The 15,117-nt window shown below is 39.8% G+C and carries 15 protein-coding genes and 1 pseudogene; 4 read left to right on the top strand and 12 right to left on the bottom strand.

What is annotated here, in order from left to right; translation table 11 throughout:
• Window positions 1–76: 76 nt before the first annotated feature.
• The 8 genes from AC1UFB_RS13850 to AC1UFB_RS13815 form a co-directional block, all read right to left on the bottom strand.
• Window positions 77–268 carry a hypothetical protein gene (locus AC1UFB_RS13850; protein WP_076512585.1) on the bottom strand — a complete coding sequence of 64 codons (192 nt, stop codon included), beginning with the start codon at window positions 266–268 and terminating at the stop codon, window positions 77–79.
• Between the two features lie 95 nt (window positions 269–363).
• Window positions 364–1,560, bottom strand: a complete 1,197-nt coding sequence (locus tag AC1UFB_RS13845) for an ABC transporter permease (RefSeq protein ID WP_025910340.1) — start codon at window positions 1,558–1,560, stop codon at window positions 364–366.
• Complete coding sequence (locus AC1UFB_RS13840) at window positions 1,557–2,246, bottom strand: ABC transporter ATP-binding protein (protein WP_025910339.1); 690 nt, start codon at window positions 2,244–2,246, stop codon at window positions 1,557–1,559. The genes AC1UFB_RS13845 and AC1UFB_RS13840 overlap by 4 nt, the downstream gene beginning before the upstream one ends.
• Entirely contained in the window at window positions 2,243–3,364 is a 1,122-nt protein-coding gene (locus AC1UFB_RS13835) for an efflux RND transporter periplasmic adaptor subunit (RefSeq protein WP_061786379.1), read from the bottom strand. The genes AC1UFB_RS13840 and AC1UFB_RS13835 overlap by 4 nt, the downstream gene beginning before the upstream one ends.
• Window positions 3,364–4,023, bottom strand: coding sequence for a YknW family membrane protein (gene yknW, locus AC1UFB_RS13830; RefSeq protein ID WP_061786380.1), 660 nt, complete (start codon window positions 4,021–4,023; stop codon window positions 3,364–3,366). The genes AC1UFB_RS13835 and yknW overlap by 1 nt, the downstream gene beginning before the upstream one ends.
• 195 nt (window positions 4,024–4,218) lie before the next feature.
• Entirely contained in the window at window positions 4,219–5,226 is a 1,008-nt protein-coding gene (locus tag AC1UFB_RS13825) for a Rieske 2Fe-2S domain-containing protein (protein ID WP_100347203.1), read from the bottom strand.
• 104 nt (window positions 5,227–5,330) lie between these two features.
• Window positions 5,331–5,843: an acyl-CoA thioesterase gene (locus AC1UFB_RS13820; protein ID WP_061786382.1), complete on the bottom strand. Its 513-nt coding sequence runs from the start codon at window positions 5,841–5,843 to the stop codon at window positions 5,331–5,333.
• Between the two features lie 175 nt (window positions 5,844–6,018).
• On the bottom strand, window positions 6,019–6,444 hold the full coding sequence (locus tag AC1UFB_RS13815; RefSeq protein ID WP_157803551.1) for a DUF5105 domain-containing protein: 426 nt from the start codon (window positions 6,442–6,444) through the stop codon (window positions 6,019–6,021).
• A 483-nt stretch (window positions 6,445–6,927) separates the two neighbouring features.
• On the opposite strand from AC1UFB_RS13815, the gene AC1UFB_RS13810 reads away from it, so the two are divergent.
• A complete protein-coding gene (locus AC1UFB_RS13810) occupies window positions 6,928–7,446 on the top strand; it encodes a cupin domain-containing protein (protein WP_061785940.1) in 519 nt (172 codons plus the stop codon).
• 49 nt (window positions 7,447–7,495) lie between these two features.
• On the opposite strand, the pseudogene AC1UFB_RS13805 reads toward AC1UFB_RS13810, so the two are convergent.
• Window positions 7,496–8,215, bottom strand: a pseudogene (locus tag AC1UFB_RS13805) (MFS transporter); the annotation flags it as partial.
• Between the two features lie 139 nt (window positions 8,216–8,354).
• Between AC1UFB_RS13805 and AC1UFB_RS13800 the strand changes: the two are divergent.
• From AC1UFB_RS13800 to AC1UFB_RS13790, 3 genes are all read left to right on the top strand, one after another.
• Window positions 8,355–8,702 carry a winged helix-turn-helix transcriptional regulator gene (locus tag AC1UFB_RS13800; RefSeq protein ID WP_328101821.1) on the top strand — a complete coding sequence of 116 codons (348 nt, stop codon included), beginning with the start codon at window positions 8,355–8,357 and terminating at the stop codon, window positions 8,700–8,702.
• A gap of 35 nt (window positions 8,703–8,737) precedes the next feature.
• A complete protein-coding gene (locus tag AC1UFB_RS13795) occupies window positions 8,738–8,935 on the top strand; it encodes a YwbE family protein (RefSeq protein ID WP_025909675.1) in 198 nt (65 codons plus the stop codon).
• A 159-nt stretch (window positions 8,936–9,094) separates the two neighbouring features.
• Window positions 9,095–9,901, top strand: a complete 807-nt coding sequence (locus tag AC1UFB_RS13790; protein WP_328101822.1) for a glycerophosphodiester phosphodiesterase — start codon at window positions 9,095–9,097, stop codon at window positions 9,899–9,901.
• A gap of 201 nt (window positions 9,902–10,102) precedes the next feature.
• On the opposite strand, the gene AC1UFB_RS13785 is transcribed toward AC1UFB_RS13790, so the two are convergent.
• The 3 genes from AC1UFB_RS13785 to AC1UFB_RS13775 all read right to left on the bottom strand — a co-directional run bounded on the left by AC1UFB_RS13785 (window position 10,103) and on the right by AC1UFB_RS13775 (window position 15,110).
• Window positions 10,103–11,887, bottom strand: a complete 1,785-nt coding sequence (locus tag AC1UFB_RS13785; protein WP_163070614.1) for an L-lactate permease — start codon at window positions 11,885–11,887, stop codon at window positions 10,103–10,105.
• Between the two features lie 244 nt (window positions 11,888–12,131).
• Window positions 12,132–12,905 (bottom strand): fumarylacetoacetate hydrolase family protein, encoded by a 774-nt coding sequence (locus AC1UFB_RS13780; RefSeq protein ID WP_025909672.1) that lies wholly within the window; start codon window positions 12,903–12,905, stop codon window positions 12,132–12,134.
• Between the two features lie 24 nt (window positions 12,906–12,929).
• Window positions 12,930–15,110, bottom strand: coding sequence for a malate synthase G (locus AC1UFB_RS13775; RefSeq protein ID WP_328100999.1), 2,181 nt, complete (start codon window positions 15,108–15,110; stop codon window positions 12,930–12,932).
• Between the last annotated feature and the right edge of the window lie 7 nt (window positions 15,111–15,117).

The raw sequence follows: 15,117 nt of genomic DNA, 5'->3' as shown, positions 1-15,117 counted from the left end.
ACATTCTACAAGATAGGTGCCCTTTTTTGTATGCTTTTTTTGGATTTTATTGGTTAATCAACACGCATGTTCCAAATTAAATATTTGCAATATAAACAGCAACGGCAATAGCAGAACCTACTAGTAGCGCTACATAAATAAATGATAAGTTTCGAATTCGTTTTTTTCCAGTCTTTTTATACTGTTTGTCATCGTTATTCGCAATCCATATCGTCCCGACTAGCGAAACAATCCCCACAAACAAAATAAGAAAAAGTGAAATGGTCATCCTCTCTCCCCCTATTCATGTCCCCTTATCTTCTATTATATTATACATTCATCTAAAAAAAAGAAAATCACTCTGGTTTTGAGTGATTTTCTTCCTTATTCATATCTTAACGCTTCAATCGGATCGAGCTTGGCTGCTTTATTTGCTGGAAGCATTCCAAAAATCACGCCAATTGTCATTGAGAACAATAGTCCAATGACAATAATTTGCCATGAAATTAACGGTGGCCATCCTGCAAACATCGAAACGATAGAAGCACCGCCTGCTCCAAGTAAAATGCCAACGATACCGCCGATTAACGTTAGCGTTATTGATTCAATCAAGAACTGTGTTAAAATCTGTCTTTTCGTTGCGCCGAGAGCTTTACGAATACCTATTTCTCTTGTTCTTTCTGTAACCGATACAAGCATGATATTCATAACGCCGATGCCGCCAACTAATAATGAGATTCCAGCAATTGAACCAATAATTGTTGTCATAATTGTTGTGACTTGCCCAATGCCATCCGCAATGGCTTCCATATTCATGACGGTGTAGGAATCTTCTGTTCCGTACGTTTCATTTAATAGATTTGCTGCGCTCTCTCCAACAGTTTGTAATTCATCTGGATTGGAAGCTTGAAGACTTACAGACGTATAGTCTACTTTTCCAAAGCTTGATTTATACGTGTTGCTCGGCATATACACTTCCATCATGCCAAATGACCCTAATATGCCGGTTGGCTTTTCTAAAATTCCTACAACTTCAATTGGCTGGTTTTTCACCCAAATGATTTCGCCAAGGCCACTGCTATCTTTAAACATTTCCTTGTTTAGCTCATCGCTGATAAGAGCAACTCGGTTACCCGATAAAAAATCACCATCGGTTAAGCTTTGTCCCTGTGCAATTTTTAAATCATTTACGTCCAAATACGACTGGTTAATAGCATATACCGTTGTATCTAACGTGTCTTCTTTATAACGGACCGACATCATTTCCTGTAGAGATGCCACAACGTTTTCAACACCTGGTAACTTGCCTAGATTATCAATATCTTGCGACGTAAAAAACGCCTGCTCCCAAATGTTTGGGTTTGTTTGTATTTCTTCCTCTGAAGGTTCGTACATTAAGTCAACCGTATTGCTATCGCCTGTAATTTGCGATTTAAGCATCTGCTCTCCACCTTGACCAATCGCTACAACGATAATAACTGCTGCAACCCCGATAATAATACCGAGCATCGTCAAGAGCGAGCGCAGCTTATGCGCAACAACCGACGCCAAAGCCATACGAATATTTTCCATCATGCTCATAGTTCAAGACTCTCCTTACCGTTGTACGCAACGATATTTCCATCACGAACTAATATTGTTCTTGAAGCATATTCAGCTACTTCTGGCTCATGAGTGATGACCACTACGGTTGTTCCATCTTTGTTTAAAGCAGCAAATTCCTCCATAATTGATACGCTTGTTTTTGTATCAAGCGCTCCCGTTGGTTCGTCTGCTAAAATGAGACTAGGCTTATTAACGATGGCACGAGCAATAGCAACACGCTGCTTTTGTCCACCCGATAGCTCATTTGGTAAGTGATTGATTCTTTCACCTAATCCTACCTTTAACAGCGCAGCTTCAGCACGCTTGCGTCGCTCTTTTCGAGATATGCCCGTATAGACCATCGGCAGCTCTACATTTTCCACGGCTTTTAACCGCGGCAACAGCTGGAATTGCTGAAACACAAATCCAATCTGTTCATTTCGCACCTTAGCTAGCTGATCATCACTGTACGTTGAAATCTCGAGTTCATTTAAAAAGTAAGCACCTGAAGTTGGTCGATCTAAACAACCAATAATGTTCATCAAGGTTGATTTACCCGAACCTGAAGGACCCATAATGGCAACAAACTCACCGTCTTTAATCGTTAAATCAATCCCTTTTAAAATAGGAACTTCTTCTTTCCCAAGACGATAGCTTTTAGAGATATTTTCTAATTTAATCATTTCACTGTCACTTCCACACCATCTGCTAGCTCATTAGATGGATTTGAGATGATTTGATCCTTACTCGTAACGCCTTTAACAATTTCAATTGACTTGTTTGTTGTTTGACCAACCTTCACTTCTCGCTTAACAGCTTTTCCATCTTTTACGATATACACATACTTCTCATCGCCTTCATTGACAATTGCTTTTGATGGAACGGCTTTTGCTTTTTTGCTTTCAGTTTCAATTTCTAATAAAAGCTTAAAGCCTGGACGAATACTTTTAATCCCTTCATCCGTTACCTTTACTTGTACTGGATATTGATTCGCTGCGTCTCCACCACTTGCTGCATCGGACTGCTGTGGTAAGAAATCAACTTGCTGAACTGATCCTTCCCACTCTTTGTCCGGCACCACATCAGATGTAATTTTTACTGGCTGACCTACTTCAATATTAAGAGCATCATATTCTGATAGAACACCTGTTGCCAAATATTGATCCGTATTGCCAATATGTATAAGCGGCTTTTGAACCTCGCTTGTGTTGTGAGCAGCTTCTTTATCCACAGACAGCACTGTGCCAGCTAATTCACTTTTTTCAGTGAGATTATTCTCTTTCTTTGTTAATGACTTGCGCTCTAGCTTGTTGCGTTCAGCTTCAATTTTTGCTGTTTCAAGATCTAAATTAAGCTGAGTACGTTCTTCTTCTATTTGCGCTTTCGCTTCTTCTTTTGGAAGTTCTTTTTCCAGCTTCTTCTGCTTATCTTTCAGCTTAGCAATCTGCTTATTTAGTGAGCTAACCTGTAGTTCATTCGATTTTTCGCCAAGCTTATTTTGTTCTTTTTCAAGCTCTAAATCATCATTTGTATATGTGACAAGCGGTGTGCCAACTTGAACTCTTGTACCTTCTGTTACTTTAATATCTTCAATCTCACCATTTTCTGGCTGATAATACACATACTGCTCATCGGCAAGCTTAAGAGTACCTGGAATCATAACCGTACTGCGCAACGTCATATCTTTTAATGATGTCACGCTAACTTGTACGTCTTCACTTTTCTGTGCTTTAAACACGTTTACGCCAATTAGTACTACGATTAAGAGAGAAACAACTGTGATGATTATACCTTTTTTCATTACGCCATAACACTTCCTATAATTTGTGAAATAACAGACAGTACAAAAAAGACACTAGCAATAATAATTGCAGCTTTTTTAGATAAACCGCCTACTTTTTGTAAGCCCATTGCTGTTAAGATTAGCGACCAAATCGAGAAAATTTCAATGCTTGCTAATACGCCACCAACAGCTCCTTCAGCTCCAATTAAACCATTTAAAGACGTTATATTTGTTCCTGTTCCAGCCACAACTGCAATGACTGTATTTAGTAATAAACCAAGCATTGTAATGAACGTAATAAATGCTGTTAAACTAAACATGTGCTTATACTTTGCTGTTCCTTTTCCGATTTTTACAATAAGTAAAAGGATTCCTGCACCAATTAACATCGCGATAGGCGTGACAATTAACGCTCCAATTCCAGCTCCAATCATGCTAAACAATTTCATAGAATCATCTGGCTCAATCCCAAGCTCCTGTAAAGAAGCCAAGCTTTCTGGCGTAATGGCACTAAGTGCGAATGCAACGGCACTTAGTAAGATAACGAGAATGAGTGAAGCCACAATCGCCGGACGCTGCTTCATTTTGTCAAACTCAGCACCTGGACTAAAAATAAACTTAAATACGGACGGCTTTGGCCCCTGCTTCTGTTCGGTCGTCGTAATTTCTGGATTCATATAATAGCTCCTTTTTCAATAAATTTTTATTTGTTTACCTTTACACAGAACCTTGATAAGTTATAAACAAATCAGTAACATTTTAACATAAAAATGTAATAAAGTTTACTTATTTACTATATTTTTACTTTTATAGTTTTATACTCAACAAAAAAGATGCTGCTTATTAAGATAAACGGCATCTTTTCTTTCTTATTATATAGTTTTTGCCTTTCTTCCCACATCGCTTCCAAACTCAACGCCAAGCTCTCCTAACCATTTTCGGTATGCAATGCTAACGCGATCAGGATTAAGATGCAGCTCTGTTTGTAAGTCTAACGGAAGTTCTTCTGGCTTTTGACTTTCAACAATGCCTGTATCTTGTTCGATGATAAGCTGTTGAAATTCTTGAAAATATTCATCTGGCTTATCCAGCTCATAATTTCGTGATACGAGTGCAAAAACGGTTGATTTCAGCTGTTCTTGGGGCAATACGGCAAACAGCATGGAGAAGATTTCGTTGGTTTGATAATTCACTTTTTTCAACCGCGCAACCGTCGGGCGAAGAATTTCAAACGTATAGTAAATGGTTGACCAGTTCCCTGTGCCGTCCGCATCAGCATATACTTCAATCTCGTCTGAGACGTAGTGGTTATCACGCCAGTTCACTTTGTAATCCGGAATTTCTGTATAATCTGGATGTCCTAAGCTTCCTTCATGAACAAATGCAAGATGGCTCACATCCAAAAAATTCTCAACCACGCGAGGTGCCGCTGCATTCATCGTATGAGCATACGCATGGACAGTCTTAAAAGATGGGTGATTATATTCCTCATAGTAAGGAAGAGGTTCTGCTGCATCAGATCCTTGTTCACTGAGTCGAACCCAAATCATTCCGTATACTTCTCTGCACTGATATACAATAGCTTTTGCTTTGAGTGGAATCGCTCTATTCGGTGGCTGCTGCGGAATTTTTTTACACTGTCCATCCACATTATATTCCCATCCATGATAAGGACAAACGATGCAATCATCTTTTACCTTACCAAGCGACAAAGCAGCTCCTCGGTGAATGCAAAGGTCTTTAAAGGCTTTAATTGCTCCTCTTACCCGAAAAAGCACTACTCTCTCTTCCAATACCTTCACAGCAAGTGGATCCGCTCCTAGATCTTGACTGTACGCAACTGGCAGCCATTCTTTTGCTAATACAGCATCTTTAAACATCTGCTTCCCCTCCAGTTTGTAGACGAAAATGATATTTTAAAGATTAGCATCTCCAGCACAATCCGTCTTTTAGTTGGTAAGGTTAGCTGACAGATAATTTACATTTAGTTCCACGGCTGCTCGAGGCTTAAGAACTGTGCTAAGCTATTGCTGTTAGCGCGCACACTCTTTCTAATTTTTGCTCGCTCAGGTGCCGTTTGATATAAATACTTTTCTTCATCCGTTTCTGGGATTACGCTCGGCACTTCGCAAGGCTTTCCATCTTCTCCAAGCGCAACAAAAGTGATAAAGGACGTAGCAGCAATTTTTCGCTCTCCTGATTTTAAATTTTCTTTTATGATTTTCACAAAGATCTCCATTGAAGATCGGCCTGTCCAAGATACATATGATTCAAAACATACCGAATCCTGCGGAGTAATCGGATGTAAGAAATGCACAGAATCAGTTGATGCTGTTACGCACTCTGCTCGGCTATGACGAGAAGCAGAAATTGAAGCAATCATATCAATATCGCTCATGAGCTTACCACCAAATAACGTTTGATGATTATTTGTATCATTTGGAAATACGCGACTCGTTCTAACCGCTTTTGATTGTCTACAATATTTTGCTTTCATCTTCCATTCCTCCAACTATACACATAAAAACTTTTATTGAGACCATCATACTAGCACATCTTCATAAAAATAACTGTAAAATTTGCTCAAAACACAAACAAAATTTACAGTAAGCGCTTTATAACAATCAAAAAAGAGAGAAGATCATCTCTTCTCTCTTTCTAGGCTTACATCTTTAGTTAATGTCACCCGCAGCGAATGCTTTTTCAACTGTATCGCTATATTTATCTTTTGGCTTAACTTCCCATTTTCCGTCTTTTTCAACCATTTCAATTTCTAATGGATAGTTGCTTTCTTTAAGCTCTGCCCCACCTAGAATGTCTTTGAATTTTGAAATTGCATAAGCTTCTTGTTTTTTCGAATCATATTCATTTGTTTCTTGATAATAAGCGCGTTTATAATCAGAAACTGTATTATATAAGTTATATACGCCGATACCGGAATAATTCACTTCTACAACTGCTTTTCCATTAACATTTTCAATGGTTTTAGCTTCAAACGACTTGTTTGCACCTGCTCCTTCTCCTTCTTCACTTGATCCACACGCTGCTAAGCCCAGTGAAAGAGCCCCAATTAAGACTAAACCTGCTGCTTTTTTCACGTAATTCTCTCCGTTTCTCTTTATGTTTTCATGAACTCTATCATCGACTAATTTCATAATCTCTATATTCACAATCACTTATTTCGAATTACTTTTTTACAGTTATTTGATAAAGTTCATTACTTAATTCTCCTTTACCATCATAAGGAAATCCTTAAACATCTTCAATCTTCCATAAGTCATTAAATTACCAGGATATTTTTGTAAGTATTTCGACTCATATTGTCCCATTAATCTACCTACTTCTCAGTTATTTAAAAATCCACTCTTTCCATTACAAAACCTACCATGATAATATTTACCATATACATTCCTTTTTTGGCGTTGTATTTTAAGCTTGTTTCTTATCAAGGAACAGACCTATAGTTCAAATGAACCACTTAGCCTCTTTTAGAAATTTAGTTTTAGTTATATTTCATTTTTTTACAGATAATCCAACGTTAGTTTATTTCTTTTACGAAGAGGGAATGTTAAGAAAATACGATGTTTGGAGGAGGAGAGATTGTGTCAGATGTAAAAGTTTTGTTTTTTGATGATGATGGGGTTATTCCCAACCACCCTTCCCTTCCTGTTTTACTCTATGAACATGCACTAATTGATCGTAAGGATAAAATGGAAACTATCTTTCATAATCACAACTGGAAAAATAGCTGGGTAAATGGCATTTATGATTTTCATCACTACCACAGCAACACACATGAGGTTCTCGGTATTATACGAGGCTGTGCTCGCTTACAGCTAGGTGGTCCCAAAGGTGAAAATATTGTTGTACACGCTGGAGATGTAATTGTACTGCCGGCAGGTACGGGACATAAGCACCTTCAATCAACGGCTGATTTCCAAGTAGTTGGCGCGTATCCTGATGGAAGCAACTATAATTTAAAGACCGGTAATTCTAACGAACATGCAGAAGCTGTCAAACAAATAAAGAATGTGCCTCTTCCGAAAACAGATCCAATCTACGGAGAGGATGGACCCTTACTTTCTTTTTGGCAGCAATAATACATGCAAAAAAATGGAAGGCCGTTTAAGCCTTCCATTTTCATTTACCTTACACCTTTTCTATTCGTGCACTCCATGCAGTGAGTAAAACAGCTCCAATCACCATTACTCCACCAATCCACGGCGTATGAATAATGCCGATTGAATCCACAATAAGCCCACCTACAAATGCACCGATTGCAATTCCGATGTTAAATGCAGCGATATTAAGCGCTGATGCCACGTTCACAGCAGATGGAACATACTTTTCTGCTAAGTTTACCACTAAAATTTGTAAGCCCGGAACGTTCATGAAAGCGAACAGCCCCATTAAGAAAATCGTAATTAAGCCAACTATCTTAAACGGTGCCGTAAAGCTTAAAGCAACTAAGACAACAGCTTGGAAAATAAACATCCAAAACAGTGCTTTAAGCGGTGATTTATTCGCTGCTTTTCCACCTACAGTGTTACCAATTGCCACTGCAACACCATAGACCAGCAAGATGATACTTACCCATTTAGCACTAAAGCCTGTTACATTTTCTAAAAGAGGTGTTAAATAAGTGAATGCAACGAACGTACCTCCGTACCCTAGGGCCGTAATAGCAAATGCTAATAAAAGTGGACCATTTGTTAAAATCTTGACCTGTTCTTTAAACGACGTAGGCGGTGCTTCTTTTAAGTTATTCGGAATTAAAATTGCGCTTGCAATAATTCCAACCACTCCAAGTAAAGCCACTGCTCCAAAGGTTGCTCTCCAGCCAAATGTTTGACCAATCAAGTACGATAGGCACTAAAAAGTACCTAATGGACTATTTTGGGCGTAAAGCGGTACAATAACAATAAATTGATTAACGTTCACGCATGAGGAATATTTGTGGCATGCAAACGAATAGACAGAACATTGTTACGTAAGGAGGCTTTTAGTAATGAAAGTTTACAATATTCCAGTCGAAGCTTCTCTCGAAGTAATTGGTGGTAAGTGGAAAGTAGTGATTTTATGTCACTTGATTAAAGGAAAGAAAAGAACCGGAGAACTAAAGCGCTTGATGCCAGGCATCACTCAAAAAATGCTAACTCAGCAGCTTCGTGAGCTTGAAGAGGACGGCATTATTTTACATGAGGTCTATAACCAAGTTCCTCCGAAAGTCGAGTATTCTCTAACGGAATATGGCTGGTCTCTTAAAGGAATTTTAGATGCTCTTTGTGCATGGGGCGAGCATCATATTGAAAAAACATACCCAAATAAAGAAGATGTGCTTGTACAGGTTGACTAAATCGTCAGCACATCGTGAAAGTGAAGTGGATAGAAATGAGCGGGCAAAATCGAAATGATATTTCTCCTGGAACGAAGGTATCAATCGTTCTGAAAGCTGATCAACGAACTGGAAAATTAACGGAGGGAATTGTGAAAGACTTGTTAACAAAGTCTTCGTTTCACCCTCATGGCATTAAAGTTCGGCTAACAGATGGACAGGTAGGGCGTGTAAAAGAGATTCATTCTGTCTAAAAGCGGTCGAAACATTGGCTGATTTGTAAATAAAAGTAAGACTTTGTATCTATTTTTATTCATCTTCCTGTAATCAAATCTCAATGTACGATTCATGCGGTATCAATATTCCAAATTTATACTGAATCATGAAAACAGTTTGAGTTGGGAGATGGAGAGATGAATAAAAAAGTATTAGCAGGGATTGGGATTTCATTTGCTTTGTTGCTAAGTCCTTTACAGCAAGCATCGGCTGCAAAAAATGACGTAGACAACGTAGCGCATCGTGGTGCATCTGGATATGCTCCAGAAAATACGGTCGCTGCGTTTGAGAAAGCATTCGAAATGAAATCAGATTATATTGAAATTGACGTACAGCAAAGTAAAGATGGCGAGCTTGTAGTCATTCACGATGTAACCGTCGACCGTACGACAAACGGTACAGGTGCAGTCAAAGATCTAACACTAGAAGAACTACAATCATTAGACGCGGGAAGCTGGAAAGGAACCGAATTTGCTGGAGAACCCATTCCAACATTTGAAGAAATTTTGGATCGCTACCGCGGCAAAATTGGCATTCTAATTGAATTAAAGTCGTCCGAACTCTATCCAGGCATCGAAGCAAAAATAGCTGGTGAGCTAAAAGAACGCAACATGGACAAGCCAAACAATGAAAAGATCATTGTTCAGTCATTTAATTTCGACTCGATGAAAAAGATGGACGAGCTGCTTCCAAACGTTCCAATTGGCGTGTTAACAGGGTCTAAAGCAGATACAACAGAGGAAAAGCTTCAGCAGTTTGCGACATATGCTGATTACTTTAACCCTCATTACGGACTTGTTACAAATGAGTTAGTGACAAATGTACATAATAACGGAATGAAGATCTCTTCTTGGACGGTGCGTAATCAGCAAACGGCTGATTTCCTGTTATCAATGAATATAGACGCTATTATTACTGATTACCCTGATTTTGTTCAAAAATGACAAAAAGAGTTTGGGACATAACAAAATGATTGCTTCTAAGAGACGAACACTAGCTGTTCCAATCTTTTTGGTTTGTCTGAACACGTTCGTTCCATTGCGTTCACAATCAACCAAAAAACCTGAACGATTAAAAGTGAGAAACTCTCAATCGTTCAGGTTTATCATTGGCTGAATTACTTATGTCCCAGCCTCTTTGTTTTATTAGTCTAAGAACTTTGTTTTATTCCCAACAGAGATGAGCTGCGTACGACGTTGATTTGTACTGATTATATACACCGCTACTAAAAAGACACCTACGACAATTGCTGATCCAATATTTACTAGTCCTTTTTCAGCATACCATACGATTGCATACCCAACCGCTCCGGATAAAAGCGCATAGTACATAAACGGCAGCAGCGTTTTTCGAATAACCGCTCCTTCTTTTCCAACCAGCCCTACAACGGCTGAAGCTGCCACAACATTATGAACGCAAATCATGTTTCCAGCCGCTCCTCCAACCGCTTGTAAAGCAACAACCCAAGTTGGATTCACGCCAATTTGGGTACCAACATCGTATTGAAATAACGAAAACATCATATTGCTTACGGTGTTGCTTCCAGCAATAAATGCACCAAGTCCTCCAATAAAAGTTGAAAGCAACGGCCAATATTCGCCTGCTAAAGCTGCTGCACCGTTTGCTAATTCAATTGGCATTTTATCGAACCCCGCTTCTCCTCCTCCAGAATTAATAAAAACCTGTACCATCGGAACCGTAAAAATTAAAGCTGTAGACGCAGCAATCGTTGTTTTTGCAGACTGTGCCCACGCCTTTTTATAAGCTTTTTTATTCATATGATGAAGGAAATAAGTGATTAGAGATACTAAGATGAAAATTGTTCCCGGAAGATACAGTGGCTGAAAGCTTGCACTTACTTCAGAACCAAATATATTCGGAAACGAAACGGTCCATGATTGTAGCCACCCTAAAACAGGAAGCGCTTTCAACCTTGATAGCACTAAGAATACGCCAACTAATACATAAGGGAGCCACGCACGAAACATGCTCATTTGTCCGTTATGATACGCAACATCTTTTATTTCTAAACTGCCTATCCACTCAGGGTCCCACTTGCTTTTCTCTTCAAAGTCCCATGCTTCTTCTTTAGCTGGCATTAAAAATCCTCTTTTAGCAGCAAACACAACAACGACAAGTCCGACTAATCCACCAATCATTGATGGAAACTCAGGACCTAGTAGGTTTGCAACCAAGACATATGGAATGGTCATTGCAAACGCAGCAAAGAGTGCAAACTTCCAAACGCGGATTCCTTCCGTAAATGATTTATTCTTCCCAAAGAACTTTGTCATAAGCGCCACAACAAACAGTGGAATAAACGTACCCGCGATCATGTGTAAAATTGCTACCTGTCCACCAATTTCAGTTACCAGTGCTAGAAAGTTATCCGTAATGCTTGCATCTGCTGATAATCCTGTTTGAACGCCGACTAGCATTGGTGTTCCTACTGCCCCGAACGAAACGGGCGTACTTTGAATAACCATTCCAGCAATAACCGCTGCCATGGCAGGAAAGCCTAGGCCTACTAACAGCGGAACCGCAACCGCAGCCGGCGTACCGAAACCCGAAGCTCCTTCAATAAAGGAACCAAATAGCCATGCAATAATAATAACTTGAATACGGCGGTCCGGTGAAATATCCGTAAAGCCTTGGCGGATGGTTTTAATTCCGCCGCTTTCTTGCAGGGTGTTCAGTAATAAAATTGCACCAAAAATAATATATAAAAGCGTTCCTGCAACGACCAAACCATTAATGGAAGCAGCAGCGATTGTTACGCCAGGCACCTTCCATACAAATAACGCTAACCCTACAGCCACCAAGTAAGAAATTGGCATCGCTTTGCTAGCAGGCCATCTCAGCCCTACTAAAAAAATACCAACCGCTAAAATCGGTAAAAGTGATAGAAGTGCTAACATTCCAGTACTCATGCTTTTCTTCCTCCTTTTCAACAAGTGTTTAAAACAGTTTATTTTATGTGAGAGAATATCGGTTTCAGTCAAGCTATTACCTTTTTTCATAAATAAAAACCTGTTCGAAATCCGATTACGTCACAATTCGAACAGGTTGTTTTTTGTTGTGATCGAAATACCTAAGCAGCCTGAACCTGTTTTATTCATGTAGACAAGCATGTTTACCGCAGATACCAAGCTGTATTCAAATCATTCTTTCTTATTAATTCACGCTGACTTTTACTTTGCTAAAAGTATTTTTCAGCGAGCCAATTTCATCAATATGACAATTAATAATGCTTCCTGCGCCCACTAATTCCGCTCCTACTGGACTACCTGTTAAAATAACGTCTCCTGGTTTGAGCGTCATCACATTGGAAAGATAAGCAATCATTTTTTCAACCGAGATGATGATAAGATCCATACCGCTATTTTGTTTTTCTATGCCATCCAGCGTCGCTTTTACACGAATGTTTGCAAGATCCAGCTCGGTTTCAATATAGGGACCAAGCGGCGTGAATGTATCAAATGATTTCCCCACCGTCCAGTGGCCGTCCGGGTGAATAAACTGCGGTGCTGTGACGTCATTTCCAATCGTATAGCCAAAGATATACTCACGAACATTTGACGCTGAAAGTTTTTTTGCTTCTTTTCCAATGACAACCGCAAGCTCAGATTCAAACTTTACTTCTTCAATTCCTTCTGGAATGATGATATCTTCACCAGGCCCAATAACCGATGAAATGGGTTTAAAGAAAAATACCGGAATATCAGGAAGCTTTTCAGGCAGCTCGCTCACATCTTTCACGTAATTAGCTCCAATGCCAATAATCTGATTTGGCTGTATTGGTGCTAACAGCTTCACATCTTCTCGTATAAATGTGCGCCCCGTGTATTCCCATTTCGTAAACAAATCTCCTGTTATTTCACGAATGTTTTCTTTTTCTACCACTCCTTGGCAAATCACACCTTCTGATTCAAAACGTGTAAATTTCATACGTAGCCTCGCTCCTTGATTCGCTTATTTTTGTTCGATTGCTTGCTTTGCTTTTGCTTCAATGCGGCGCGCATGCAAGATTGGCTCAGTGTATCCGTTTGGTTGATCATATCCTTTAAACACAAGGTCGCACGCTGCTTGGAACGCAATAGACTCTTCATAATGAGGTGCCATTGGCTGATAGTTAGCGTCACCCGCATTTTGGCTATCCACGACTTTCGCCATTCGTTGTAGCGTCGCAAGAACTTGCTCTTTTGTACAAATTCCGTGATGTAACCAGTTTGCTACGTGCTGACTTGAGATACGAAGCGTTGCTCGGTCTTCCATTAAGCCTACGTCGTTGATGTCTGGAACCTTTGAACACCCAATTCCTTGATCTACCCAGCGTACTACGTAGCCCAATATACCTTGTGCGTTATTATCTAATTCTTGCTGTACCTCTTCTTTTGTCCAATTTGGTTCTTTAGCAAGCGGTACCTGTAAAATGTCATCTCGCAGATTAGTAGAATTGTTCGCCAGCTGGTTTTGAACATCCACAACCGAGACTTCATGATAATGAAGAGCATGTAACGTTGCAGCGGTTGGGGATGGAACCCATGCCGTATTTGCTCCTGCTTGTAAGTGGCCTACTTTTTGTTTCAGCATTTCAGCCATTAAATCTGGCATTGCCCACATACCTTTTCCAATTTGCGCTTTTCCTTGGAATCCGCTTGCTAAGCCTGTTAGTACATTTGATTTTTCATATCCTGCTAGCCAAACGGAAGATTTCATATCATTTTTTCGAATCATGACGCCTGCTTCCATAGATGTATGCATTTCATCTCCGGTGCGGTCTAAGAACCCTGTGTTAATGAACGCAACGCGATTTTTAACTTTTTCAATGCACGCTTTTAAGTTCAGTGACGTTCTGCGCTCTTCGTCCATCACTCCAATCTTAAGAGTATAGCGTGGCAATCCGACTAAATCTTCTACGCGATCAAACAGCTTATTAGCAAATGCTACTTCTTCAGAGCCGTGCATTTTCGGTTTTACAATATACACAGAGCCTTTTTGAGAGTTTTGATACTTACCAGTTCCAAGCAGCGTATGCTTTGCAATTAAACTCGTAATTATGCTATCTAAAATACCTTCTTGAATTTCATCACCGTTGGCGTCTAAGATGGCGCTGTTGCTCATCAAATGACCTACGTTTCGTACAAACATCAAAGAGCGTCCGGAAAGCGTCACAGTATCTCCGTTTGCAGTTTTATACTGACGATCGTCATTTAGCGTACGGGTCATTGTTTTTGCACCTTTTTTAAACGTTGCCTTTAAATCACCTTTCATTAAGCCTAACCAGTTGCGATACACTTCTACTTTGTCTTCTGCATCTACTGCAGCTACCGAGTCTTCACAGTCCATAATAGTTGTGACAGCCGATTCAAGCAGCACATCTTTTACGCCTGCATCATCGCTTTTTCCAATCGCATCCTGGCGGTCAATTTGAATTTCAAAATGCAGTCCGTTATTTTTAAATAACAGGGCACTCGGGTTTGAACCATCACCTTGATAGCCAACCCATTTGCTCGGTTCTTTCAGCTCCGTTGTTGTCCCGTCCTGCAACAATGCTTCCACCTTATTTGTCACGACGTACTGCACAACGTCTTCGTGTTTGCCTTCTTTTAATGGAATCGTATGATTTAAAAAGGATTTTGCAAACGTAATGACCTTTTCACCCCGAATCGGATTATACTGACTTTGAACTCCAGCTCCATTTTCGGAGCTAATCGCATCCGTTCCGTAAAGCGCATCGTATAAGCTACCCCAGCGAGCATTCGCCGCGTTAATTGCGTAGCGGGCATTATTAACTGGTACAACAAGCTGTGGTCCAGCTTGAAGCGCAATTTCATCGTCTACGTTAGCTGTTGAAATTTGAAAGTCAGCTACGTCTGCTTCTAAATAGCCAATGCTCGTAAGAAATGCTTTGTATGCTTCAAAGTCAAAGGAATCACGATTTTCACGATACCATCGATTTAATTTGGCTTGCAGTTCATCACGTTTAGCAAGCAGTGCTTTATTTTCCGGTGTTAGCTCATGAATAAGTTGTTCGAATCCTGCCCAAAACGCCTCCTCTTGTAGTCCAGTCTCCGGAAGAGCTTCTTCATTAATAAATTTGTACAAAACAGGTGCTACTTGAAGTTTTCCAATTTGCTTATAAGCTACCATTTTACTT

It is taken from the genome of Priestia sp. KCTC 13724, assembly GCF_056820425.1.
This window is presented reverse-complemented; position numbering and strand designations above follow the sequence as displayed.

Coding starts and splice junctions, on each gene's coding strand:
- AC1UFB_RS13785 (WP_163070614.1), bottom strand. CDS start 11,887: ATGAGTACTGGAATGTTAGCACTTCTATCACTTTTACCGATTTTAGCG.
- AC1UFB_RS13820 (WP_061786382.1), bottom strand. CDS start 5,843: ATGAAAGCAAAATATTGTAGACAATCAAAAGCGGTTAGAACGAGTCGC.
- AC1UFB_RS13845 (WP_025910340.1), bottom strand. CDS start 1,560: ATGAGCATGATGGAAAATATTCGTATGGCTTTGGCGTCGGTTGTTGCG.
- AC1UFB_RS13840 (WP_025910339.1), bottom strand. CDS start 2,246: ATGATTAAATTAGAAAATATCTCTAAAAGCTATCGTCTTGGGAAAGAA.
- AC1UFB_RS13800 (WP_328101821.1), top strand. CDS start 8,355: ATGAAAGTTTACAATATTCCAGTCGAAGCTTCTCTCGAAGTAATTGGT.
- AC1UFB_RS13795 (WP_025909675.1), top strand. CDS start 8,738: ATGAGCGGGCAAAATCGAAATGATATTTCTCCTGGAACGAAGGTATCA.
- AC1UFB_RS13850 (WP_076512585.1), bottom strand. CDS start 268: ATGACCATTTCACTTTTTCTTATTTTGTTTGTGGGGATTGTTTCGCTA.
- AC1UFB_RS13835 (WP_061786379.1), bottom strand. CDS start 3,364: ATGAAAAAAGGTATAATCATCACAGTTGTTTCTCTCTTAATCGTAGTA.
- AC1UFB_RS13775 (WP_328100999.1), bottom strand. CDS start 15,110: ATGGTAGCTTATAAGCAAATTGGAAAACTTCAAGTAGCACCTGTTTTG.
- AC1UFB_RS13780 (WP_025909672.1), bottom strand. CDS start 12,905: ATGAAATTTACACGTTTTGAATCAGAAGGTGTGATTTGCCAAGGAGTG.
- yknW (WP_061786380.1), bottom strand. CDS start 4,023: ATGAATCCAGAAATTACGACGACCGAACAGAAGCAGGGGCCAAAGCCG.
- AC1UFB_RS13790 (WP_328101822.1), top strand. CDS start 9,095: ATGAATAAAAAAGTATTAGCAGGGATTGGGATTTCATTTGCTTTGTTG.
- AC1UFB_RS13825 (WP_100347203.1), bottom strand. CDS start 5,226: ATGTTTAAAGATGCTGTATTAGCAAAAGAATGGCTGCCAGTTGCGTAC.
- AC1UFB_RS13810 (WP_061785940.1), top strand. CDS start 6,928: ATGTTTGGAGGAGGAGAGATTGTGTCAGATGTAAAAGTTTTGTTTTTT.